Below are 21497 nucleotides of genomic sequence, written 5' to 3'. Positions count from 1 at the left end.
TATCCCACCTTTCCCTCCCCCTGGGAAGGGGAATTCGGGTGAAGATCGAATGACGAAGGCCAGAGCCGCGGCGACCAGTGGAAAGACCGCGACGGCCACCAACGCGCCGCCTGCCCTCCGGCCGCGAGCACGAACACACCACCGCCAGCGCGGCGGCGGCGGAGTCCATGCCCGCGAGCAGGACCACGGCGACCACCGCCATGCCTCAGACCACCGGGCAACAGTCCTCCGAGCCGGAGAGCCGTCGACAGCGTCCCGAACCGCGGCCCGGCCACGAGGGTGCTCATCGGACGTCCCTGCCGGTTTCGTCGACGAAGTGGACGTCGTAGCGTTCCTGCTCGGACAACAGGCCGTCGAAGGGCTCCAGCCCGTGCTGGACGCGGCCCAGCCGCCGGAAGTATCCGAAGCGTTCGACCCCCGGCGTCAGAACGGACAGCACGTCGGCCTCGGAGCCGGGCGCCGCGCCGAACGCGTGGGGCAGCCACGGCGGCACGACGACCAGCCCGCCCGCGGAGACCGTCACCCGCTCATCCCCCAGGAGGAACTCCATGTCCCCGGCCAGGACGTGGAACAGCTCGGTGGAGCGGGAGTGGAAATGGAGGCGGGCGCCGTCGCGTCCCCTCCCCAGCCTCAGCCGGTTGGCGCCGAGCGCGCCCGCGGTGTGGCTCGCGTCGGCGAGCAGCGTGAACGCGCCACCCGCGGGGAGGTCGACGACCTCCGCGGCGTCGGCGGGCATGACGAAGGCGGGTGAACCGGTGACGGTCATGTGGACTCCTGATGAGTTCTCCCGAAAACAGGGACCGGGATCGGAACCCATTGGAGTCCAGGAAGAAGCCGTGAACCAGAAGCGGTTATGACGTGCAGTGATCACCGATCGAGATGAATCAGAGGGCACGGATGGAGCTGCGGCAGCTGGAGTACTTCGTTGCGGTCGCCGAGGAGGGCGGGTTCGGCCGGGCGGCCGAACGGCTCAGCATCGTGCAGTCGGCGGTCAGCCAGCAGATCCGCCGCCTCGAACGCGAACTCGGTGTGCCGCTGTTCGACCGCTCGACCCGGCACGTGCACCTGTCCGGCGCCGGTGAACGCCTGCTGCCCGAGGCGCGCGCCGTACTCGCCGCCGTGCGCCGCACACGTCAGGTGGCCGCCGACATCGGCGCGGGCATCGACGGCGTCCTGCGCCTCGGGATCGTGCAGGGCCCCGGCGACCGGGTCTTCCGCACCCTGAACGAGCTGGCCGCCGTCGCGCCGCGGCTACAGGTCCGGCTGCGCCGGCTCCCCCTGCTCGCCCGCCTGTCCGCGGTCCGCACCGGCGAGCTCGACGCCGCCCTGGTCAGGGCGCTCACCGAGGCGCCCGGCCTCGAACTGCTTCCCGTCTGGGCGGATCCGCTGTACGTGGCGTTGCCCGCCGCGCATCGGCTGGCGCGCTCGGCCGAGCCGAGGCTCCAGGACCTGGCGAGACTTCCGCTCCGGCTCGCCGCGCGTGAGGACAATCCGCCCTTCCACGACCTGGTCACCGGAGCCTGCCGGGACGCCGGGGTGGCACCGCCGCCGGGACCGCCGTTCACCACCCTCCAGGAGACCCTCGCCCACATCGGAGCCGGAGCCCCGTCCTGGACCGTCTTCTACGAGGTGGCGGGGCTGCCGGAGTTCCCCAGGGTCGCCATCCGCCCGCTGGCCGGACCACGGCTGACCACCTCGCTGGCCGTCCCCCCTGGCTCACCGACTCCCGCCCTGCGCCACCTGCTGCACAGCCTGACCCGCGTCTCACACGACGAGAGGCCGGACGACGCCGGTTGAAGGGTCAGAGGTTCTGGACGAACGGCAGCAACCGCCGCAGTTCGGCCGTGTCGGCCCGCCTGCCGTACGGGGCGAACTGGAAGGTCTCCGTCGACAGGTGTCCCGGCCAGTACTCGCCGACGAAGGCGCGGCAGGCGTCCACGTCGTCGGCCGGGGGGACCCGGTCCAGGAGACCGCGCTGGAACGGGCCGAACTCCAGGAACTGGGAGGCGTGCGCGAGGCAGGCGTCCACCTTGGCCTGCGCGACCGGCGTCACGTCCACCACCACGTCGTCCCGGTGCACCGGGTCGGAGGCGTAGTCGGTCATCAGCAGGCAGACCGGCTGCCGCTCAAGCGGGGGCTTGCCGCACTCGACGTTGCGCACGGTGACAAGTTCGACGGCCTGCTCGACCAGCTTCCCGGCGGCCCGGTTGTCCGGGTGGCCGGAGCCGTCGGCGTGCAGGGCGATCACCAGGTCGGGCCGCCAGGCACGGATCTCCCGCATCACCTGAAGGCGCAGCTCAACGGTCGGCTCAAGAAGGCCGTCATGCACGTCGAAGATCTCGTAGTTGACCACGCCGAGGGCGTCGGCCGCACGCCAGCCCTCCTCCGCCCTGCGGCGGGCCAGCGGAGCCCGTTCGAGCTCGTGGTGTCCGGCGTCGCCGTTGGTGAGCGTCAGGAACTTCACCGCGTGCCCGGCCTTGGACAGCAGTGCGGAGATGCCACCGGCGTAGAGCTCGGGTTCGTCGGGGTGGGCGGCGATCACCAGGGTGCGCAACATTTCTCAGCTTTCGTTGACGGGTCCGGTACGGCCTGCCGTACCGGCGTGGAAGACCTGCTCACGAGCCAGGTCGAGGGCGTGACGGACGGCGCCTTCCAGTACGGCGTTGCCGCTGACGCGGCTGACGGCGACGGTGACGGGCGCCAGACCGGTGGGGACCAGGAGGTCGGCGACGCGGGAGCGCAGCGGTTCCCCGGCCGCCGTGCAGACAGGGCCGCCGAGGACGACGTAGCCGGGGTCGAGTACGCCGACGGCCGCGGTCACGCCGAGCGCGACCCGCCTGGCGACGTCGTCGAGGAATTCGGCGGGGGGTTCGGCGCGGAGCAGCTCGGTGACCGCGCGCAGGGTGGGTTCGACCTCAAGCCCGTGCGCTGCGGCCAGTTCGGCGAGCGGGGCCGTACCGAGCAGCGCGCCGAGCGGGCCGCCGTCGGGGCCGTAGAGCCGCCCGCGGCTGACCGGGTCGGGCACGGTCACCGAGCCGACCTCACCGCCGCGCCCGGTGACGCCGCGCCACAGGACGTCGTTGAGCACGACTCCGGCTCCGACTCCGCTTCCCACCCAGAACAGGACGAAGCTACTGCCCTTGTGCTCCTCAAGCTCGCGGATCGCGACCAGGTTGACGTCGTTCTCCAGCCGGAAGCGTTCGGTGCCCAGCTGTTCGCGCAGGTCACCGAGGTCGTCGAGGTGCGACCAGCCGGACAGCTGCACCGCCTGGCTCAGCCGGTGGCCCCCGGCCTCGACGACGCCGGGGACACCCAGCACGATCTGGTCGAGGTCGTCGAGGGTGACCCCGGCGTCGTGGGCCGCGGCCTGCACGGCCTCGGTCAGGAACGCCACCGCGTCGGTGCCCTCGCCGGGGGCCTCGGCCTGGTGGCCGCCCCGGACCTCACCCGTGAGGTCGGAGACCGACACCTCGACGGCGCGTGCCGTCAGGTCCAGGCCCGCGACCCAGGAGGCCGAGCCGTTCAGCTCCCAGAGCTGGGCGGCGGGGCCCGCGTTGCCGGGCTTGGTGCCGGCCTTGCGCGCCAGGCGCCCGTTCTCCAGGCGGCGCAGCACCTCGGCGGCGGAGGCCTTGGAGAGCCCGGTGTGGAACTCCAGCTCGGCGCGGGTGAGGGAGCCGTGCCGCAGCAGCAGCTCCAGGGCCGCCCGTTCGTTGAGGGTTCTGAAGACGGTGGGGTTCCCGGTGGACACTACTTCACTGCTCCTGACGTCAGCCCGGACTGGATGTGCCGCTGGAAGACGATATAGGCCACGACCACCGGCAGAACGGTCATGCTGAGCGCCGCGAACAGGGCCGGCCAGTCCGCCTCATATCCGGCGATGGTGGAGATGTCGGCGATGCCCTGGGTGATGACCCAGTTGCTCTTGTCTCCGGGAAGCAGCACCAGGGGTAGGAGGTACTGGTTCCACTGGCCGAGCACGTTGAAGATGGTCAGGCTGACCATCCCCGGCTTGGCCATCGGCAGCATGACCTGGAAGAAGGTCCGGGTGTAGGAGGCGCCGTCGATCATCGCCGCCTCGGCGACCGCGTCGGGCAGCCCCCGGAAGAAGGAGGTGAGGAAGAAGATCGTGAAGGGCAGCGAGTAGGCGATGTAGACCAGGACCAGCCCGACGTGCGTGTTGAGCAGCCCGAGCCCGTCGACCACGAAGAACAGCGGCACCAGGGCGAGGAAGACCGGGAAGGCCATGCCCGAAACGAACAGGAAGTAGATCAGCCGGTTGCCGGGGAACTTGAACCTCGCCAGCACGTAGGCGGCCATGGAGCTGAGCAACATGGTGCCCGCGACGCCGAAGAAGACGACGATCACCGTGTTGAGCAGGTACCGGCCGACGTTGGCCCGCTCCCAGGCCCGCGCCCAGTTGTCCCAGCGCAGCTCGCCCGGCAGCTGGAGGGCGTCGCCGAAGATCTCGCCGTTGCTCTTGAAGGAGGCCAGCAGCGTCCAGATCAGCGGAGCGATGATGAGCAGGGCCCACACCGCGAGGATGGCCTGCGAAAGACCTCCGAAGAGTTTGCGGCCCATGTCAGTAGACGATCCTCTCGCGCCTGGTGACCCGCATCGTCAGTGCGGCGAAGGTGAGGGTCAGGAAGAACAGCGCCACACCGAGCGCCGAGGCGTAGCCGAACCGCGAGTAGCCGAAGGCGTTCTTGTAGATCTCCGTGGCCAGCACCGTGGTCGCGCCGTCCGGCCCGCCCTGCTCGATGGAGAGCACGTTGACCAGGGCGAAGCCGTCGAAGGCCGCGATCCCGAGATAGATCCAGCCGACCTGGACGGTGTCCCAGAGCAGCGGCAGGGTGATGGAGAAGAACAGCCGGGTACGGCTGGCGCCGTCCAGGGAGGCCGCCTCGAAGACGTCCTTCGGGATGGCGGCCATGCCCGCGGAGAAGAGGACGACGTAGAAACCGACCGCCTGCCAGACCATGACGGCGATGATCGACCAGAGCGCGAGTCTCTGGTCGGTCAGCCACCCGATCGGTTCCATGCCCAGCTTGACGAGGGCGCCGTTGACCACGCCACTGGCGTCGGGGCGGTAGACGGCCTTGAACAGCACGCCGACCACCGCCACCGCGAGCACCTGCGGCAGGAAGAAGACGACCCGGTAGAAACCGGAGCCCTTGACCCCGGTCATCGTGCCGCCGCGTGAGCCACCCGCCACGTTCAGCAGGTAGGCGAACAGCAGCGCGAGGAGAACCGTGACCAGCGGCATGGCGACGAGCAGGACCGCGTGGTTGCGGATCGCCTGCCAGAAGGTCTCGTTGCCGAACATCCGCCGGAAGTTGTCCAGCCCGACGAAGTTGAGCTTGGCTGAGACTCCCCGCCAGTCGGTCAGCGCGATCTGGAACGCCTGCACGTACGGGCTGATGACGAAGATGCCGTAGAGAACGACGGGAAGGAGCAGGAATCCCGCGACGAAGCCGTGCCGCCTCATCGGTCAGACGGTCCGGTTCTGCTTGGCGATGGAGGAGTCGGCCTTGAGCTCGTCCGCCTTCTTCTGCATGTTCTCGCAGAACTGGTCGGCGGTGATGCGACCGGCCATGACCGAGTTGGTCTGGGTCTGGCCGTGGTCGAACAGCTCCTTGTACCAGGTCTCGAAGCGGGCGTCGGTGATGGTGTTCTTCCCGGCGGCCTCCTGGGCCTTGGCGGCGCTGTTGACCGCCGAGGTGAGCTGCAGACCGTCCACCAGGCCGTTGACGATGGTGAGGTTCTTGGTCATCTCGGTGTAGCCGCGCGCGCCCTCCCTGGAGAGCATCATGCGCAGGTAGTCCAGGCCGCCCTGCGGGTTCTTGCCCTTGGCCGCGACGAAGAAGGCCTCGGAGACCCCGATCATGATCGCCTCGTACGGCAGGGCGTCCGCGGCGGTGATGCTCGGCACCGGGGCGATGGCGTACTCGAAGGTGTCCGGCTTGTCCTTGGCCATCTCGTTCTCCAGCCAGGAGCCGCACGGGTAGAACAGGACCTTGTCCTGCAGGTGCTTGATCTGGGTCTGGGTGTGGTCGAGACCGAAGTAGGCCTTGTCGCCGTAGTCCTTCTGGATCTGCGCCCAGGCGGCGACGGCCTGCCGGACCGGTTCGGCGGTCCAGGCGCCGTCGGCCAGGTTGTCGATGTCGATGATGACCTTGTTGCCGCCGACCTTGGCGGCGCTGTAGACGAGGTTCCACAGCTGGTAGAACGGGCCGACCTGGCCGGGGTAGGCGAACAGGGTGATCCCGGCCTTCTTCGCCTCCTCGCCGAGGGTGTTGAACTCCGCCCAGGTCTTGGGAACGGTCCAGCCCTTGGACTCGAAGAGCTTGGCGTTGTACCACAGGGCGCGGTGGGCCACGGTGTACTGCAGGACCCTCGGCACGCCGTCGATCAGCGAGTTCTCGTAGGCGCCGCCGACAAGGGTGTCCTTGACCTTCTTGTCGGGGAAGGCCAGGGAGGGGGCCTCGAAGAGCGGGGTGAGGTCGGCCAGGTGTCCCTCCTGGACCAGCGACTGCAGGTCGAGCGCCTCGGGGCCCGAGTTGTTGACCACGTCGGGCACGTCACCGGCGATGAAGCGGGGGCGCAGCTGGGTGCCGACCTTCTGTGTGGCGACGTGCTTGAGCTCGGCCTTCGGGTACGCCTTGCGGTAGGCGGCCTCGTGCAGGTCCACGGCGTACTTGTCGCCGTTGCCGCCGCTGAAGATGACGACTTCCAGCCGCCGGGTGGCGTCCACGCCGAGCGGGTTGTTCGTTGAGGTCGCGGCGGCGGAGGCGGTGGGGCTGGGGGCGGCTTCGCGACCGGCGGTCGCGCAGGCGGCGAGAGGGGTGGCGAGCGCGGCGAGACCGAGCCCGCGCAGGACTTCGCGGCGGCTGAGGGACATGCTTCCTCCTGGCGCTAACCGTCCGGATACCTTCCAGACGGTTAGCGGCCGACTATAGGTCGCCTCTCCTCAACCCGTCAAGAGTTCAGAACCGCCCGAGCAGCCGGGCTTTCGCGTCCTCACCTGCGCCGATGTGATCCAGGGCGCTCAACGCCGCGCCCACGACGGGCGGCAGTTCGGCGACGACCCGCTCCGCCAGCGGCATGCGGGCCGCGAACCGTTCGTCGAGCAGCGTGGTGAGCAGCGGATCGCGGGCCCGCAGCACGCCCCCGCCCAGGACCACCTCGGTCGGCGTACTGAGCAGGTCGAGCCGGGTGAGGCAGACCTGGGCCATCGTGGCGACCTCGTCGGCCAGCCGCGAGACCAGCCCACGGGCGATCTCGTCGCCGTCCGCGGCCACCCTGAACAGCCCCGGCGTCAGCTCAAGCAGCCGTTCCCGCTCCAGGGCGCCGAGGTGCAGGTCGATCACCACCCGCTCGACCGTGTCCGCGCCGAAGTGCGACCTGACCAGCTCGGCGAGCCCGGTCGGGGCACCCCTGCCGTCCTCGGCGCGGGCCGCGTGCCAGAGCGTCTCCGACGACAGGCCGAGACCGCCGCCCCAGTCGCCGCTGATCGCCCCCAGGGACAGGAACCGGGCGACCCGCCCCGACGGCGCGACGCCGACCGCGTTGATCCCCGCGCCGCAGACCACCGCGACCCCCCACGGGCCGGACGCCCCCGACCGCAGGAGGGCGAAGGTGTCGTTGCGCACCACGACGTCCCTGGCCAGCGCGCGCCCCGAGATCTCGGCCTCGATCGCCCGCTCCTCCTCGGGCAGGTCCACCCCGGCCAGGAAGGTGACCAGGTGGTCGGCCCGGCCGGTGAACCCGATCGCCTGCCGTACCACCCTCTCGATGACGTCGGTCGCGGGCCCGACCCCCTCGCTCTGCGGCGCGAAGGGGCCACCCCGGCCACGGGCGAGGATCTCGCCGAGCTCGTTCAGCAGCACCACGTCGGTCTTGCTGTTGCCGCCGTCGACGGCCAGCACGTTCACCACGACAGGTACCCGCTGTTCTTCTCCAGCAGCAGCTCGGTCAGCTCGGCGGCGATCGCCTCCTGCCCGACCAGCGGGTGCGCGAGAAGCGCGTTGCGCACCCGGTCCGCCCCGCCGTGCAGCGCCGCCTGCAGGGCCAGCTCCTCGTAGGCGGACACGCCCGCGATCAGGCCCGCGTAGAGCGGCTCGACCGGCTCGACCGGCAACGGTACGGCTCCCGCCGCGGTGACCTTCGCGGGCACCTCGACGACCGCGTCGTCGGACAGGAAGGGCAGCGTGCCGTTGTTGCGGGTGTTGACCACCTGCACGTCACCGCGGTCGCCGAGCAGCGAGGCGATGAGCGCCACGGCGGCCTCGGAGTAGAAGGCCCCGCCGCGCTTGGCCAGCTGCTCGGGCTTGGTGTCGACGGAGGGGTCGGCGTAGAGCCTGAGCAGCTGCTCCTCAAGCGCCGCGACCTCCGAGGCCCGGGAGGGCCGGGTCCGCTGCTCCTCGACCACCAGGTCGTGGGCGTAGAAGTAACGCAGGTAGTAGGAGGGCACGACCTGGAGACGTTCGATGAGCTCCAGCGGCAGGCGCAGGTCGTCGGCGATGGCCTGCCCGTGCTCGGCGATCAGCTTGGGCAGCACGTTCTCGCCGTCCACGTACACCGCGCGCTCCCAGGTCAGGTGGTTGAGCCCGACATGGCCGAGACGGACCCGCTCGGGGGCCAGGCCGAGGTGGGCGGCGAAGCGGCGCTGGAAGCCGATCGCCACGTTGCACAGCCCGATCGCACGGTGCCCGTCGTCCAGCAGCGCCCTGGTCACGATGCCGACGGGGTTGGTGAAGTCGACGATCCAGGCCTCCGGGGCGTGCTTCCTGACCGTGGCCGCCAGGTCGCGCACGACCGGCACCGTGCGCAGGGCCTTGGCCAGGCCTCCGGCACCGGTGGTCTCCTGTCCGACACAGCCGCACGCCAGCGGGAACGTCTCATCGACGTCGCGTGCCGCCTGGCCGCCCACCCTGAGCTGGAAGAGTACGGCCTGCGCGCCCTCGACACCCCGCTGGAGGTCGGAGGTGGCGACGACCTCGGCGGGGTGCCCGGCCCGGGCCAGCATGCGGCGGGAGACCCCCGCGACCAGCTCAAGACGGGAGGCGTCGGGATCGACGAGCGCGATCTCGGTCAACGGGAGCTCGTCACGCAGGCGGGCGAACCCGTCGATCAGCTCCGGCGTGTAGGTCGAACCGCCTCCGACAACGGCGAGTTTCACTGGCGTCCTTCCGATCTTCCGGTCCGTAGGTTAGGAAACTTTCCTAACTTTTGGACAAATCTAGGAAGAAGGGGAGCATCCAGTCAATACATGACATCGGCTTGCGGCGCGCCGGGAGCGTCGGCGGTGATCCACATCCCGGGGCGTCGCGCTGGGCCGATGATCCACGTCCTGGGGTGCTGTGGCGGGAGGCCGGTGGTCCACGTCCTGGGCCGTCACACCGGGAGGCCGGTGGTCCACGTCCTGAAGCCGTCGCGCTGGAAGGCTCGTGATCCAGATCCCGGGCCGTCACGCTGTGGGAGAAAGCCGGCCCGTCCTTTTCCCTTCGCGGGACGAGGGCGTGATCGACGACCGGGAGAATTCCGCCGAGGGCGTCTTCGCCGAGCCCTCTCCGAGCTTTTCCGGGATCTTCTCCGGGCTTTCCCCAGGGGTTTCCCCGCGTTTCCCGCACTCGGCGCGCGTTCGCCGACGACCCTCGGGCACCTGCTCTGAGCAGCGGAAACAATGTCCTTTAGCGGGATCGGTTCTGGCCGAAGCCGAATCGGCGCGCGACACGCGACATCAGCCGGGACATCCTCGAAGGAAACGCGTCGGGCTCGGGAACGGCGATGGGGCGGACGCGGCCGTTGTGAATGGCGCCGATTCTCCAGCCGGTTTCCGTCCGCACCACGACGACGGTCTGCCGCGACAGCCGCCGCCTGGGAAGGGTGGACCGCCACGGCATCAGGACGGAGGCCGTACCGTGCACGACCGCCACGTCCGGGGTGAGGTAGCGGATCGACTCCAGGTCGCCGACCAGCGCGGAGCCGGTCAGGACGCCGCGGAAGAGCTTGTCATGGTTGTGCTGGTGGGCCCGGCGGCCACGGGCGACGGTCCCGTCGTAGGAGACGTAGTCGGAGTCGTCGGTGAACAGCGCGCCGAACGCCTGGGCGTCGCCCGCCGTCCAGGCCGCGAGGAAGTCGGCGAAGAGCCTCTCGATCTCGGCGGTGTCGTCGGTTCGCGGGCTGGAAGCGGTGCCGGTGAGGATGGTCGAGCGCATGGGGGTCCCTCCGTGACGTGATATCGTCATTTCGACGAACGAAATGTACGATACCAGAAAGCTTCGAATGTCGAAACAAGCTGTCATCGGAGAGATCGCGACGGAGCTGCGGCGGCTGCAGCAGAGCTTCGACGCCTTCGACGAGGCGGCCGCCGCCCGGCTGCGCCTCAACCGCACCGACCTGCGCTGCCTCGACGTGGTGCTCGCCGAGGGTCCGGTGCCCGCGGGCGCGCTCAGCCTCGCGCTGAAGCTCAGTCCGGCGGCCACCACCACGGTCATCGACCGGCTGGAGCGCGCCGGAATGGTGGCCCGCTCCACGGATCCGGAGAACCGTCGCCGGGTCCTGGTCTCCGCGACCGACGCCGCCCGCTCGGCCGAGGCTGAGATCTTCGTCCCGGTCGGCCGGGCGGGTGCCCAGGCGCTGGGGGAGTACGAGCCGGACCAGCTGGCCGTCATCCTCGATTTCCTGCGTACCGCCCGAAGGGTCCAGGAGGATCAGGCCGCCCGGGTCAGGGCCCTCTCCTGAGCCGGGCCTCACCTTCCGGTGAGTCATGCCTGCCCGTGGGGGATCAGTCCTCTGCTCCGACGGGCCCGTTGTGACCGGCCCGTCGTTGTTGGAACGATGTCACCCTCCGAAGTTGATCGACTACAGAGAGGGAGTGGCATGGGAAGGACCTACCGGACCCGTGGCGGGCGTGGCCTCGCAAGGATGGCGGTGGCCGCGATGCTGCTGCTCGGCTCCTGGGCGATGAGCAGCCTGGGCGCAACCGCCAACGCCGCCGCGGACGGCACCCAGCCCCTGGCCGCCGCCGCGAACGTCTACCGGATCGTCAACACGGCCTCCCACAGCTCGCTGCGGGCCTACAACGAGGGCAACGCGGTCTTCGTCTCCAGCACCCGGGAGAATCCGGGACCGTTCGAGCTGTGGGAGATCACCCCGGTCCAGGGCGGGTTCACGATCAAGAACGTCGGCCTGAGCCTCACCCGCGGTGCCGCCGTCTACGCCTCGGTGTCACGGTCGGAGGAGGGGGAGCCGGTCATCACCGACCGCCAGCCGACCACCTGGTCCGTGGAGTCGGCGGGCGGCGGCACCTTCGTCGTCAAGGCGCCCAACGAGGACCTGCTGTGGAACGTCGAGCCCCCGGTGGTTCCACGCGGCGATGTGGCGCTGCGCGGCGCGAACGGGTCCGACACCCAGCGCTGGCAGTTCGTGCCCGTGAACGAGTAAGACCCGCAGGACTCCCCTCCTGAGGAGGGTGAAACGGCCCGCTTCCTGATTTTCCGCAGCGCATCACACGCGTGAGCGAGGAGGCGGGCCGTTTTCGTTTGGCCGGCTCCGGTGAGCCCCGCCTGATCGGCCTCGCTCCTCTCCGCCGCGCCGGCGGCTTGGGATGTATATTTTGGGCAACTGTCCAAGTCGATTGTCCAAGTCGTATGTCCAAAGGAGCGGGAGACGGTGGAGAAGTCGGTGGAACGAGGTCGAGCGACCAGGCAGCGGTTGTTCGACGCCGCGGTGGCGTTGATCGGCGAGGTCGGTTGGGGCGGCGTCACCACACGGATGGTCGCCGAACGCGCCGGGGTGGCTCCGGGTGTGGTGCACTACCACTTCGCGTCGGTGACGGACCTGCTGGTCGAGGCCTCGACCGCGTTCGCCGGCGCGCTGTTCGGTGAGGTCGCGCACCGGCTGGCCGAACAGCCGGACATCGAGAGCGGCCTCGACTGGCTGCTGGGCGAACTGTCCGGCTACACCGGCACGGACCCCGCCTCACTGTTGATCGTGGAGACGCACCTGGCCTCCGGCAGGCTCCCCGAGCTCCGCGCCCGGCTCCGCGACATGATCGACGACTTCCGCGCGTGCGTGGTCTCGTGGCTGCGCGCCCGCGGCCACACCGGTGACGCCGAGGCCGCCGCCGTCCTGCTCGCGGCGACCCTGGACGGCCTGGTGCTGCACCACAGCCTCGATCCCGCCATGGACGTCGCCGCGCTCGCCGGTCCCCTGCGGGCCATGCTGCGGGCGGACGGGCACGCGGGGAGTGAGGGGTGATGAGGGCGCTCATCTGCGGCGCGGGAATCGCCGGGCTCACCCTGGCCTGGCACCTGGAGCGCATGGGGTGGCAGGTCGAGGTGGTCGAACGCGCCCCCGCCCTCCGGGACGGCGGATACATGATCGACTTCTACGGGCCGGGATACGAGGTGGCCGAGCGGATGGGCCTGGCCCCCCGCCTGCTTGAGGCCCGCTACCCGGTCAACGAACTCGGCTACGTGGACCGTGTCGGGCGGCGGACCAGCCGCCTGGTCATGCCCGAGTCCTTCAACCGGGTGGTGAGCCTGCTGCGCACCGACCTGGTCCGTGCCGTCCACGACGGTGTGCGCACCCCGGTGACGTACGGCACCAGCGTCGCGGGCATCGAGCAGGACGGTGAAGGAGTCACCGTGGAGCTGACCGACGGCACGCGGCGCGAGGTCGACCTCCTCGTGGGCGCGGACGGAGCGCACTCCCAGGTCAGGAAGCTGGCCTTCGGCGCCGAGAGCGGATTCGTGCGTTACCTCGGTCACCGGGTCGCCGCCTACGTCATCGACGACGAGGCGCTCAGCAGGAAGATCGGCACGCGCTACCAGATGCTGACCGTGCCGGGGCGGATGGCCGGTGCCTACGCGCTGCGCGGAGACCGGCTCGCGCTGCTGTTCCTGTGCCGCGAGCCCGACCCCACCCTGCCCGAAGACCCGGCCGCCTGGCTGCGGCACACCTACGGCGACCTCGGCTGGATCCTGCCGGAGGCGCTCTCCCGCTGCCCGGACCCCGCCGAGATCTACTGCGACCAGGTGACCCAGATCGACATGGAGCACTGGAGCACCGGACGGGTCGCCCTGCTCGGGGACGCCTGCCAGGCGGTGTCCCTGTTCGCCGGGCACGGCGCGTCCATGGCGATGGCCGGGGCGTGGGTGCTCGCCGACGAACTGGCGACGGCCGGAGCGGCCCGTGTCCCGGACGCGCTGGCCGCCTACCAGAGGCGGGTACGGCCGGCCATCGAGGAGGTGCAGGCGTTCGGTCGCCGGTTCATCCAGTGGATGGCGCCCTCCAGCGGGCTGCGCATCGCCGCACGTGACTGGATGCTCCGTCTGGCCTCCCTGCCGGGCGCTGACCGGCTGTTTCTCAACTCGCTCACCGCCGGTGGACACGGGCTCATCGTCACCCGCGCCGGAGGCGGTCTGCGGGGGTGACCACGGTCTGAGCTATTTGGTGTTGCTAAGTACCGGTAGTCAGTGTTACTTTCTACTGGTACTTAGCACTATCGAGTAGCTGAAAGGGGGCACTCCATGGGCAAACAGGCCACGGAGATGCTCAAGGGAACACTGGAGGGCATCGTCCTGGCGATCCTCTCCACCCGGGCCGCCTACGGCTACGAGATCACAGCATGGCTGCGTGAACAGGGCTTCTCTGACATCGCCGAGGGCACCATCTACGCACTGCTGGTCAGGATCGAACAGCGCGGCCTGGTCGATGTGGCGAAGGTCCCCTCGGAGAAGGGGCCGCCACGCAAGGTGTACTCCCTGAACGCCCAGGGGCGGGAGTACCTCGACGAGTTCTGGAGAACCTGGGCATTCCTCGCCGAAAGGCTTGAACAACTCCGCGAAGGGATCAACTAGACATGACCAGAGAACCGGACGAGTCGAAGAGCCGCTACCTGAAGTACCTGGAGGTCGTCACCGGGTCGCTGGAGGAGAAGAAGCGCTACCGGCAGTACAAGGCACGGATCAAGCAGCTTCCCGAGAACTACCGCGTCGCGGTCGAGGCGCTGGAGCGCTACCTGATGCACTTCGGCCCGGTCGACGGCGCGGGCGCGATGGAGATGTACGAGGACCTGGCCGACCTGTTCGAACAGAGCGTGTCGGACGGAACCCCGATCCGCGACGTCTTCGGCGACGACCCCGTGGAGTTCGTCGAGGCCTTCATCCAGAACTACCCGGCCGGGCAGTACCGGGCCCGCGAGCGCAACCGCTTCACCGACGCCATCGCCCGCGCCGCGGGGGAGAAGGACAGGACCGTCTGATGACGACACAACAAACCCCCGCCATCCAGGTGCGGGACCTGCGGAAGTCCTACAAGGACCTGCACGTCCTGCGCGGCGTGGACTTCGAGGTGGCGCGGGGCAGCGTCTTCGCGCTGCTCGGCCCCAACGGCGCGGGCAAGACCACCGCCGTGAGGATCATGTCCACCCTGCTCAAGCCCGACGCCGGAGTCGTCCGCGTCAACGGCTTCGACGTCACCACCCAGGCGGCGAACGTCCGTGAGTCGATCAGCCTGACCGGGCAGTTCGCCGCGGTCGACGAGATCCTCACCGGCCGGGAGAACCTCATGCTGGTCGCCCGCCTGCGCCACCTCGCCAACCCCGCCCAGGTCGCCGACGACCTGCTGCGCCGCTTCTCCCTGACCGACGCCGGGGGACGCAGGGCGGCCACCTACTCCGGCGGCATGCGCCGTCGCCTCGACATCGCGATGAGCCTCATCGGTGACCCGCCGATCATCTTCCTCGACGAACCCACCACCGGCCTGGACCCCCAGGCCCGCCTGGAGGTCTGGCAGACCGTCAGGGACCTCACCGCCCAGGGCACCACGGTCCTGCTCACCACCCAGTACCTCGACGAGGCCGAACACCTCGCCGACCGGATCGCGATCCTCCACCAGGGCCGCATCATCGTCGACGGCACCCTCGCCGACCTCAAGCGGCTGCTGCCGCCCGCCAAGGTCGAATACGTGGAGAAGCAGCCGTCCCTGGAGGAGATCTTCCTCACCCTCGTTGGCACGAACACCTAGGAACCCCCCATGACCAGGCACTTCCTCGGCGACACCGCCGTTCTGCTGGGACGATCCCTGCGCCACGTCACCCGAAGCGTGGACACCGTCATCACCACCGCGATCATGCCGGTCGCCATGATGCTCATGTTCGTCTACGTGTTCGGCGGCGCGATCAACACCGGCACCGACTCCTACGTCAACTACCTGCTGCCCGGCATCCTGCTCATCACCATCGCCTCGGGCATCGCCTACACCGCGTTCCGGCTCTTCACGGACCTCAAGAGCGGCATCTTCGAACGCTTCCAGTCAATGCCCACCGCCCGCTCGGCCGTCCTGTGGGCGCACGTGCTGACCTCCCTGGTCGCCAACCTCATCTCCCTGGCCGTCGTCATGCTCGTCGCACTGGCCATGGGGTTCCGCTCCAGCGCCCCCGTGACGGCCTGGCTCGCCGTCGTCGGCATCCTCATCCTGTTCACCCTGGCCCTGACCTGGATCGCCGTCATCCCCGGCCTGTCGGCCAAGACCGTCGAGGGCGCCAGCGCCTTCTCCTACCCGCTGATCTTCCTGCCCTTCCTCAGCTCGGCCTTCGTCCCCACCGCAACCATGCCCGGCCCCGTGCGCGCCTTCGCCGAGCACCAGCCGGTGACCTCCATCGTCAACGCCATCCGCGCCCTGTTCACCGAGCAGCCGGTCGGCACGGACATCTGGATCGCCCTGGCCTGGTGTGTCGGCATCCTCGTCGTGGCCTACGTCTTCGCGATGAACACCTACCGCCGCAAGATCGCCTAGACCGTGTCAACGACAGGAAGGAGGGCCGCGACGCGGTTCCCCTGAGCGGGAAACAGCACCTCCCCGGCGCGTCTCGCGTCGCCGGCCGGAGAACTTCAGAAGATTCACGCGAGACGAACACCAGGCTGTGAACAGGTCCCCCGGAGCAGGATCCCTGCCCGTGTGAGTGACGAACGGCCTCCCCGCAGAAGGCGTCGATGACTCCGCCGGATGCCGATGTCTCCCTCGATGTCGTTCGCGCACCAGGCCGCCACCGGCCGGGCAGAGCACGCCCTTTCCCGCACCGCGCCCCTGGAACCGCACCGCACCGCGCCCCTGGAACCGCACGCCACCCCTGAGCCGCACCGCACCCTGGAAGGAAAGACCATGTCCGAGTCCCCCCACACCGCCATGACGATGCCGACCGCGCGTCAGTCCGGCTGTCCCTTCGACCCGCCCAAGGAGCTGACCGAGGCCCGCGAGCAGAGCCCCATCAGCCGTCTGACCTTCGCCGACGGGCACCAGGGCTGGCTGGTCACCGGCTACGACCTGACCCGTTCCATCCTGGCCGACCCGCGCTTCAGCTCCCGCAAGGAGCTCATGGTCCACCACCCGATGATCGACTACGGCGACGTCGAGGTTCCCCCGGCGCCTCCCGGCGAGTTCCTCCTCATGGACGAACCGCGGCACGGCCGCTACCGCAAGCCGCTGGTGGGCAAGTTCACCGTACGGCGGATGCGCCAGCTCACCGAGCGCGTCGAGCAGATCACCGCCGACCACCTGGACGCCATGGAACGGGCCGGGACGACGGCCGACCTGGTGACCGCGTTCGCCAAGCCAGTCCCCGCCATGGTGATCTGCGAACTCCTCGGCGTGCCGTACGAGGACCGGGACTTCTTCCAGGAGCACATCGACAACTTCCTCGGCGGAGAGGTCAGTGACGAGGTACTGATCGCCTCCTACCTCGCGGTCCAGCAGTACCTCGCGGAGCTGGTGGCCGCCAAGCGCGCCAACCCCACCGACGACGTGCTCAGCGACCTCCTCGACAGCGACCTGACCGACGAGGAGCTGAAGGGGATGGCCCTGATCCTGCTGTCGGCCGGCTTCGACACCACCGCGAACATGCTGGCGCTCGGCACCTTCGCGCTGTTGCAGAATCCGGAGCAGCTGGCCGCGCTGCGCGCCGACCCCACGCTCGTCGACCAGGCCGTCGAGGAGCTGCTGCGCTACCTCAGCGTCGTCAAGCAGTTCTACCGGGTCGCCCTTGAGGACGTCGAGGTGGGCGGCCACGTCATCACGGCGGGCACCATGGTCATCCTGGGCCTCAACACCGCCAACCGCGACCCCGAGCGTTTCCCCGACCCCCACAGGCTGGACCTCCGGCGACAGGACGGCGGGCACCTGGCCTTCAGCCACGGCATCCACCAGTGCCTGGGACAGCAGCTCGCCCGCGTCGAGATGCGTGTCGCCTTCCCCGCCCTGCTCAACCGCTTCCCCACACTGCGCCTGGCCGTACCGGCGGAGGAGGTCGCCCTGCGCCCGGAGATCGCGGACGTCTACGGGGTGAAGAGCCTCCCGGTCACCTGGTCGTAAAACCGCCGTCTCACGTTCGGGGCGTCCCGTACGTCTGCAGGGTGAGAGCGAAAGGAGCCGGTATGAACACGCGACACACCGTGGTGGACACCACCCTGGGACCGGTCACGATCGTCGCCGAGGGTGACGCGGTCACCGGCCTGTACTTCCAGCACCACACCCGCCGTCCGGCGCAGGAGACGTTCGGCGCCGTGGCCGTCGGCGACGCCCTGCTCACCGAGGCCGCCACGCAGGTGAGGGACTACCTCGCCGGCCACAGGCAGGCGTTCGCCCTGCCGCTGCGGGCGGCCGGGGACGCCTTCCAACAGGCGGTGTGGAGCATCCTGAACGAGATCCCGTACGGCGAGACGACGACCTACGGCCGTGTCGCGGAGCGACTCGGCGACCGTGGCCTGGCGTACCGCGTCGGCCAGGCGGTCGGCGCGAACCCGCTGTGCGTTCTCGTGCCCTGCCACCGCGTGCTCGGCGCGAACGGGAACCTCACCGGGTACGCCGGGGGACTGGGACGCAAGCGGGCCCTGCTGGAACTGGAGGAGCCCGCCCAGGTCACAGCGGGACGCCTGTTCTGATGGGATCGAGATGAAGCAGCCGTTCGAGAAGGTGGTCGCGCGGCACGGGGTGACCGTGTTGCGCGTCTGCCGCGCCCTCCTGGGCGTGCACGACGCCGACGACGCGTGGTCGGAGACGTTCCTGTCGGCCCTGCGCGCCTATCCCGACCTGCCGGAGACGGCGAACGTGGAGGCCTGGCTCGTCACCATCGCGCGCCGCAAGGCGATCGACGTCCACCGGGCCACGAGGCGGAACGCGGTCGCCGTCGAAGACCTTCCCGAGACGCCGAGCGGTCTCGGTGTCCCCGGCGGTGACGACATGGACCTGTGGGACGCGGTGGTGAAGCTGCCGGACAAGCAGCGTCAGGCCATCACCTACCGGTACCTCGCCGGGATGTCGCACGCGGAGATCGCGGCGATCCTCGGCGGCACCGCCGAGGCGGCGCGCAGAGCCGCGGCCGACGGGCTGAACACCCTCAGGAAGAGCTACCCGGGCGCTCACGCGAAAGGAGCATCCTCATGAACGACATCCTCGGCGTGCTGTCGGCGCCCGTCGACCCCGAGACGATGGCACGGCTGCACGCCCGGCTCGCGCGTGAGGCGGAGGCCGAAGGACTCGTGGACGTCGCCTACACCGTCGTCGACTCCCCGGTCGGGAGGCTGCTGCTCGCGGCGACCCCGAAGGGTCTCGTCCGGGTGGCCTACCAGAACGAGGACCACGACCGGGTGCTGGAGACGCTGGCGAGCAGGCTCAGCCCCCGCGTCCTGCACGCCCCCCGGCGGCTTGAGGCCGCCGCGCGGGAGATCGAGGAGTACTTCGGCCGCCGCAGGAGGACGTTCGACCTGCCCCTGGACCTGTCGTTGTCGCGGGGGTTCCGGCAGCTCGTGCAGGAACACCTGCCGGAGATCGGCTACGGGCGGACCCTCAGCTACCGGCAGGTCGCCGAACTCGTCGGCAGTCCCAAGGCCGTCCGCGCCGTCGGCACCGCCTGCGCGACCAACCCCCTCCCCGTCGTCGTTCCCTGCCACCGGGTGCTCCGCGCCGACGGCTCCCTCGGCGGCTACATCGGCGGTCTCGACGCCAAGACCACCCTGCTGAACCTGGAGGCCGCGGCATGACGACGAGGGTCGATCCGTGGCGCGAGCGCGTCGACGCCGCCGACTGGGCCGCCGTCACGGCCGAGATCGACGAGTACGGCGGAGCCCTGCTGCCACGACTCCTCACCCCGGAGGAGACCGCCGGGTTCTGTGCGATGTTCGACCGGGACGAACTGTTCCGCAGCACGATCGACATGGGCCGGTACCGCTTCGGGGAGGGGCGGTACCGGTACTTCGCGGCGCCGTACCCGGAACCGATCGAGCGGCTGAAGCAGGCGCTCTACCCGCGGCTGCTGCCCATCGCGCGTGACTGGTGGGCCAAACTCGGCCGCCCCGCGCCGTGGCCCGACACGCTCGACGAATGGCTCGCGATGTGTCACGAGGCCGGGCAGACCAAGTCGTCGGCGATCCTGCTGCGATATCAGGAGAAGGACTGGAACGCCCTGCACCGCGACCTCTACGGCGACCTCGTCTTCCCCCTCCAGGTCGTGATCAACCTCAACCGGCCCGGCGTGGACCACACGGGAGGCGAGTTCCTGCTGATGGAACAGCGTCCCCGCGCGCAGTCACGGGGGACGGCGACACTCCTGCCGCACGGACACGGCTACCTCTTCACCACCCGAGACCGTCCCGTCCGGTCGAGCCGGGGATGGTCGGCGGCGCCGGTCCGTCACGGTGTGTCCGCCATCCGCTCCGGCCTGCGCCACACCCTGGCCCTCGTCTTCCACGACGCCGCGTGAGCGCCGTGAGCCCGCGCCCGGACGTCCACGGGGCGAAGAGCCTCCCGGCCACCGGGGACGCGACGCCGATGTACGGCGCGCCCGACGAAATTCCCGAAGGCGTTTTTCAGGGAACCGTCCCGGTGGACGCCCCTACGGTCTTATTCGGGGTGACCATCGGGAGAACACGGCCTGAACGCGTGTCGAATCGCCGGCCTACCCTTGGATTCGTGTCCGGATCATTGGGTCTGACACCCACTGACATTAAGGGCACTCGATTTGACTGATTGCTGAAAACCGCTTCTGACCGGTGGGAAAACCACGGTCAATTGAAGGTCCCGACGGCCGGGATTCTGGTTATTCCTCGCGGGTCCGGCATGGCGTTGGCCGTGAACGGGGAGACCGGCCGGTGGGCTCCGGGGCTCGGCGGGTCGCCGGGCCCCGGACCTCGACCCCGAGGCGTTACAGGGCCAAAACTCCACAGAGGGTGCGGGCAACGGGATCAGAACCAGTTCGAAGCCGCCGTCACCTGCTACGGCCGAGGTTCACAGGACCCGTCGCGGTCCTGGACGTCTGGCTTCGTCGCCGCACTCCTCGCTGCACGTCCGGACGGATTTGTCAGGCGAACCTGACCTGGATCGGGTCGAACGCTCCCCCGGAGAATCCTGACAGCGTCGACCAGGCGCCACCGCTCACCCAGACGCCGTTGTGCCACGAGCATGAGCCGGGGCGGCAGTACTGGGCCTCGACCCGATAGGACAGGCTCGTCCCGGTGCACGACACCTGGGCGTACGTGCTCACGTCGGTTTGCCGGGTGCACTCGGCGTTGAGCGGGGCGTTCACCATTTTGATGGCGGTTGTGTGAACGGGGGACGCGGAGGCGGGGGTGGCCAGCGACGAGGCGGCGATGAACGCGGCGATCCCCAGACCGATGAGGCGACTTGACATGATTCTTCTCCATTCGTAAAAGACTCTGTCAAACTCTGGGATCATAACCACGTAAAAGATGAGATGTACACTCTCGGCGACCTTTCGGGCTTGGGGATGCGGCCGTTCATGTCCCACTCCAGGGCCTCGGATACGGCTTGAGCCGCAGGCCTCAGGGCATTTCGACGGCGGCCCGGCCTACCGGCCGTCGTCGACGCGGGACGCGTCATCGCGAGTGCCGGGCCCCGCGGCCGGGGTTCTCCAGGGCGTGCGGAGGCGGTGCCGAACGGACCGGGCCCGGCGCGCGCAAGGGCTCCGCCCGTGACGGCCCTCGACGACCGGATCACCACGAGTGGGTACGGGTAGCCTCCCGGGAGCCGGGAGCCGGGAGCCGGGAGCCGGGAGCCGGGAGCCGGGAGCCGGGAGCCGGGAGCCGGGAGCCGGGAGCCGGGAGCCGGGAGCCGGGAGGGGTCGTGTCCGAAAACAAATAAACTCCCCTGTCCTTTTTGAATTCCGGCGACGGGCACGCGGCGAGCATTTTCTTGTTTCCAAGTAGGGATTTATCCGGCCGTTGATCGGGGAGGACGTTCGCGGGTGCGGCCCCCATATGGAATGTGTGAACTTCACTCATTGGGTGTGAAAACTTCACGAGCGAGATAGGGGAACTTCGCCGAATGCCTGGTCGTGCCGGGGAACACCGCCCGGTGGTGCGTGACCTGCGCCGATACGGAGTTATGCGGAACCTGAAAGAGGGGCCTTGACTCCCTCTTCTTGCTCGATTAGTAATAGTTACGGTCAAGTTACGCGAGCCGCCAAATAGTCACGGCCG

Annotated in this window: 24 protein-coding genes; 14 read left to right on the top strand and 10 right to left on the bottom strand. The window is 69.4% G+C overall.

All coding sequences use genetic code 11. The features are described 5' to 3' along the window. Nucleotides 1-283 precede the first annotated feature (283 nt). Nucleotides 284-766, bottom strand: a complete 483-nt coding sequence (locus ABZ470_RS29855) for a cupin domain-containing protein (protein WP_362779642.1) — start codon at nt 764-766, stop codon at nt 284-286. Between the two features lie 131 nt (nt 767-897). Here ABZ470_RS29855 and ABZ470_RS29850 point away from each other — a divergent pair, with 131 nt between their 5' ends. After that, a complete protein-coding gene (locus ABZ470_RS29850; RefSeq protein ID WP_362915593.1) occupies nt 898-1797 on the top strand; it encodes a LysR family transcriptional regulator in 900 nt (299 codons plus the stop codon). A gap of 4 nt (nt 1798-1801) precedes the next feature. Here the strand turns inward: ABZ470_RS29850 and ABZ470_RS29845 are convergent, their stop codons facing one another. The 8 genes from ABZ470_RS29845 to ABZ470_RS29810 form a co-directional block, all read right to left on the bottom strand. After that, on the bottom strand, nt 1802-2557 hold the full coding sequence (locus tag ABZ470_RS29845; protein ID WP_362915591.1) for a PIG-L family deacetylase: 756 nt from the start codon (nt 2555-2557) through the stop codon (nt 1802-1804). Between the two features lie 3 nt (nt 2558-2560). Further along, the gene (locus ABZ470_RS29840; RefSeq protein WP_362915589.1) at nt 2561-3748 is read right to left on the bottom strand and encodes an ROK family transcriptional regulator; all 1188 of its coding nucleotides are present in this window, start codon (nt 3746-3748) and stop codon (nt 2561-2563) included. After that, nucleotides 3748-4578 (bottom strand): carbohydrate ABC transporter permease, encoded by an 831-nt coding sequence (locus ABZ470_RS29835; protein ID WP_352014991.1) that lies wholly within the window; start codon nt 4576-4578, stop codon nt 3748-3750. The genes ABZ470_RS29840 and ABZ470_RS29835 overlap by 1 nt, the downstream gene beginning before the upstream one ends. Before the next feature lies 1 nt (nt 4579). Beyond that, on the bottom strand, nt 4580-5485 hold the full coding sequence (locus ABZ470_RS29830; RefSeq protein ID WP_362779651.1) for a sugar ABC transporter permease: 906 nt from the start codon (nt 5483-5485) through the stop codon (nt 4580-4582). Nucleotides 5486-5488: 3 nt separating this feature from the next. After that, on the bottom strand, nt 5489-6898 hold the full coding sequence (gene ngcE / locus ABZ470_RS29825) for an N-acetylglucosamine/diacetylchitobiose ABC transporter substrate-binding protein (protein ID WP_362779654.1): 1410 nt from the start codon (nt 6896-6898) through the stop codon (nt 5489-5491). Nucleotides 6899-6983: 85 nt separating this feature from the next. Beyond that, a complete protein-coding gene (locus tag ABZ470_RS29820; RefSeq protein WP_362915587.1) occupies nt 6984-7934 on the bottom strand; it encodes a BadF/BadG/BcrA/BcrD ATPase family protein in 951 nt (316 codons plus the stop codon). Beyond that, complete coding sequence (locus tag ABZ470_RS29815) at nt 7928-9178, bottom strand: 6-phospho-beta-glucosidase (RefSeq protein WP_362915585.1); 1251 nt, start codon at nt 9176-9178, stop codon at nt 7928-7930. The genes ABZ470_RS29820 and ABZ470_RS29815 overlap by 7 nt, the downstream gene beginning before the upstream one ends. 511 nt (nt 9179-9689) lie before the next feature. Continuing rightward, nucleotides 9690-10217: an SgcJ/EcaC family oxidoreductase gene (locus ABZ470_RS29810; protein ID WP_362915582.1), complete on the bottom strand. Its 528-nt coding sequence runs from the start codon at nt 10215-10217 to the stop codon at nt 9690-9692. Nucleotides 10218-10284: 67 nt separating this feature from the next. Here ABZ470_RS29810 and ABZ470_RS29805 point away from each other — a divergent pair, with 67 nt between their 5' ends. The 13 genes from ABZ470_RS29805 to ABZ470_RS29745 all read left to right on the top strand — a co-directional run bounded on the left by ABZ470_RS29805 (nt 10285) and on the right by ABZ470_RS29745 (nt 19762). Beyond that, entirely contained in the window at nt 10285-10743 is a 459-nt protein-coding gene (locus ABZ470_RS29805) for a MarR family transcriptional regulator (RefSeq protein WP_362915580.1), read from the top strand. Nucleotides 10744-10881: 138 nt separating this feature from the next. Beyond that, a complete protein-coding gene (locus ABZ470_RS29800; protein WP_352014984.1) occupies nt 10882-11445 on the top strand; it encodes a hypothetical protein in 564 nt (187 codons plus the stop codon). 240 nt (nt 11446-11685) lie between these two features. Then, nucleotides 11686-12261 carry a TetR/AcrR family transcriptional regulator gene (locus ABZ470_RS29795; protein WP_362779667.1) on the top strand — a complete coding sequence of 192 codons (576 nt, stop codon included), beginning with the start codon at nt 11686-11688 and terminating at the stop codon, nt 12259-12261. After that, the gene (locus ABZ470_RS29790) at nt 12261-13439 is read left to right on the top strand and encodes an FAD-dependent oxidoreductase (RefSeq protein WP_362915578.1); all 1179 of its coding nucleotides are present in this window, start codon (nt 12261-12263) and stop codon (nt 13437-13439) included. The genes ABZ470_RS29795 and ABZ470_RS29790 overlap by 1 nt, the downstream gene beginning before the upstream one ends. Nucleotides 13440-13535: 96 nt before the next feature. Further along, on the top strand, nt 13536-13865 hold the full coding sequence (locus tag ABZ470_RS29785; RefSeq protein WP_362915576.1) for a PadR family transcriptional regulator: 330 nt from the start codon (nt 13536-13538) through the stop codon (nt 13863-13865). Between the two features lie 2 nt (nt 13866-13867). Beyond that, complete coding sequence (locus tag ABZ470_RS29780) at nt 13868-14269, top strand: DUF1048 domain-containing protein (protein ID WP_362915574.1); 402 nt, start codon at nt 13868-13870, stop codon at nt 14267-14269. Next, on the top strand, nt 14269-15033 hold the full coding sequence (locus ABZ470_RS29775; protein WP_362915572.1) for an ABC transporter ATP-binding protein: 765 nt from the start codon (nt 14269-14271) through the stop codon (nt 15031-15033). Before ABZ470_RS29780 ends, ABZ470_RS29775 begins: the two co-directional genes overlap by 1 nt. A 9-nt stretch (nt 15034-15042) precedes the next feature. Beyond that, nucleotides 15043-15804, top strand: coding sequence for an ABC transporter permease (locus ABZ470_RS29770; protein ID WP_362915570.1), 762 nt, complete (start codon nt 15043-15045; stop codon nt 15802-15804). A 366-nt stretch (nt 15805-16170) separates the two neighbouring features. Then, nucleotides 16171-17376, top strand: coding sequence for a cytochrome P450 (locus tag ABZ470_RS29765; RefSeq protein ID WP_362915568.1), 1206 nt, complete (start codon nt 16171-16173; stop codon nt 17374-17376). Between the two features lie 62 nt (nt 17377-17438). Beyond that, nucleotides 17439-17945, top strand: coding sequence for a methylated-DNA--[protein]-cysteine S-methyltransferase (locus ABZ470_RS29760; RefSeq protein WP_362915566.1), 507 nt, complete (start codon nt 17439-17441; stop codon nt 17943-17945). 10 nt (nt 17946-17955) lie between these two features. Then, the gene (locus ABZ470_RS29755; RefSeq protein ID WP_352014975.1) at nt 17956-18447 is read left to right on the top strand and encodes a sigma-70 family RNA polymerase sigma factor; all 492 of its coding nucleotides are present in this window, start codon (nt 17956-17958) and stop codon (nt 18445-18447) included. Further along, nucleotides 18444-19043 (top strand): methylated-DNA--[protein]-cysteine S-methyltransferase, encoded by a 600-nt coding sequence (locus ABZ470_RS29750; protein ID WP_352014974.1) that lies wholly within the window; start codon nt 18444-18446, stop codon nt 19041-19043. Before ABZ470_RS29755 ends, ABZ470_RS29750 begins: the two co-directional genes overlap by 4 nt. Next, the gene (locus tag ABZ470_RS29745; protein WP_362915564.1) at nt 19040-19762 is read left to right on the top strand and encodes a 2OG-Fe(II) oxygenase; all 723 of its coding nucleotides are present in this window, start codon (nt 19040-19042) and stop codon (nt 19760-19762) included. Before ABZ470_RS29750 ends, ABZ470_RS29745 begins: the two co-directional genes overlap by 4 nt. 597 nt (nt 19763-20359) lie before the next feature. Here ABZ470_RS29745 and ABZ470_RS29740 read toward each other — a convergent pair. Further along, a complete protein-coding gene (locus tag ABZ470_RS29740; protein WP_352014972.1) occupies nt 20360-20689 on the bottom strand; it encodes a hypothetical protein in 330 nt (109 codons plus the stop codon). Between the last annotated feature and the right edge of the window lie 808 nt (nt 20690-21497).

This window comes from Streptosporangium sp. NPDC020072 (assembly GCF_040631445.1).
GTDB lineage: Bacteria > Actinomycetota > Actinomycetes > Streptosporangiales > Streptosporangiaceae > Streptosporangium.
The sequence above is the reverse complement of the archived record's forward strand: the minus strand, read 5'-3'. Positions and strand labels throughout refer to the sequence as shown.

Coding starts and splice junctions, on each gene's coding strand:
- ABZ470_RS29855 (WP_362779642.1), bottom strand. CDS start 766: ATGACCGTCACCGGTTCACCCGCCTTCGTCATGCCCGCCGACGCCGCG.
- ABZ470_RS29745 (WP_362915564.1), top strand. CDS start 19,040: ATGACGACGAGGGTCGATCCGTGGCGCGAGCGCGTCGACGCCGCCGAC.
- ABZ470_RS29800 (WP_352014984.1), top strand. CDS start 10,882: ATGGGAAGGACCTACCGGACCCGTGGCGGGCGTGGCCTCGCAAGGATG.
- ABZ470_RS29830 (WP_362779651.1), bottom strand. CDS start 5,485: ATGAGGCGGCACGGCTTCGTCGCGGGATTCCTGCTCCTTCCCGTCGTT.
- ABZ470_RS29755 (WP_352014975.1), top strand. CDS start 17,956: ATGAAGCAGCCGTTCGAGAAGGTGGTCGCGCGGCACGGGGTGACCGTG.
- ABZ470_RS29760 (WP_362915566.1), top strand. CDS start 17,439: ATGAACACGCGACACACCGTGGTGGACACCACCCTGGGACCGGTCACG.
- ngcE (WP_362779654.1), bottom strand. CDS start 6,898: ATGTCCCTCAGCCGCCGCGAAGTCCTGCGCGGGCTCGGTCTCGCCGCG.
- ABZ470_RS29770 (WP_362915570.1), top strand. CDS start 15,043: ATGACCAGGCACTTCCTCGGCGACACCGCCGTTCTGCTGGGACGATCC.
- ABZ470_RS29785 (WP_362915576.1), top strand. CDS start 13,536: ATGGGCAAACAGGCCACGGAGATGCTCAAGGGAACACTGGAGGGCATC.
- ABZ470_RS29810 (WP_362915582.1), bottom strand. CDS start 10,217: ATGCGCTCGACCATCCTCACCGGCACCGCTTCCAGCCCGCGAACCGAC.
- ABZ470_RS29780 (WP_362915574.1), top strand. CDS start 13,868: ATGACCAGAGAACCGGACGAGTCGAAGAGCCGCTACCTGAAGTACCTG.
- ABZ470_RS29835 (WP_352014991.1), bottom strand. CDS start 4,578: ATGGGCCGCAAACTCTTCGGAGGTCTTTCGCAGGCCATCCTCGCGGTG.
- ABZ470_RS29845 (WP_362915591.1), bottom strand. CDS start 2,557: ATGTTGCGCACCCTGGTGATCGCCGCCCACCCCGACGAACCCGAGCTC.
- ABZ470_RS29790 (WP_362915578.1), top strand. CDS start 12,261: ATGAGGGCGCTCATCTGCGGCGCGGGAATCGCCGGGCTCACCCTGGCC.
- ABZ470_RS29775 (WP_362915572.1), top strand. CDS start 14,269: ATGACGACACAACAAACCCCCGCCATCCAGGTGCGGGACCTGCGGAAG.
- ABZ470_RS29765 (WP_362915568.1), top strand. CDS start 16,171: ATGTCCGAGTCCCCCCACACCGCCATGACGATGCCGACCGCGCGTCAG.
- ABZ470_RS29805 (WP_362915580.1), top strand. CDS start 10,285: ATGTCGAAACAAGCTGTCATCGGAGAGATCGCGACGGAGCTGCGGCGG.
- ABZ470_RS29750 (WP_352014974.1), top strand. CDS start 18,444: ATGAACGACATCCTCGGCGTGCTGTCGGCGCCCGTCGACCCCGAGACG.
- ABZ470_RS29850 (WP_362915593.1), top strand. CDS start 898: ATGGAGCTGCGGCAGCTGGAGTACTTCGTTGCGGTCGCCGAGGAGGGC.
- ABZ470_RS29740 (WP_352014972.1), bottom strand. CDS start 20,689: ATGTCAAGTCGCCTCATCGGTCTGGGGATCGCCGCGTTCATCGCCGCC.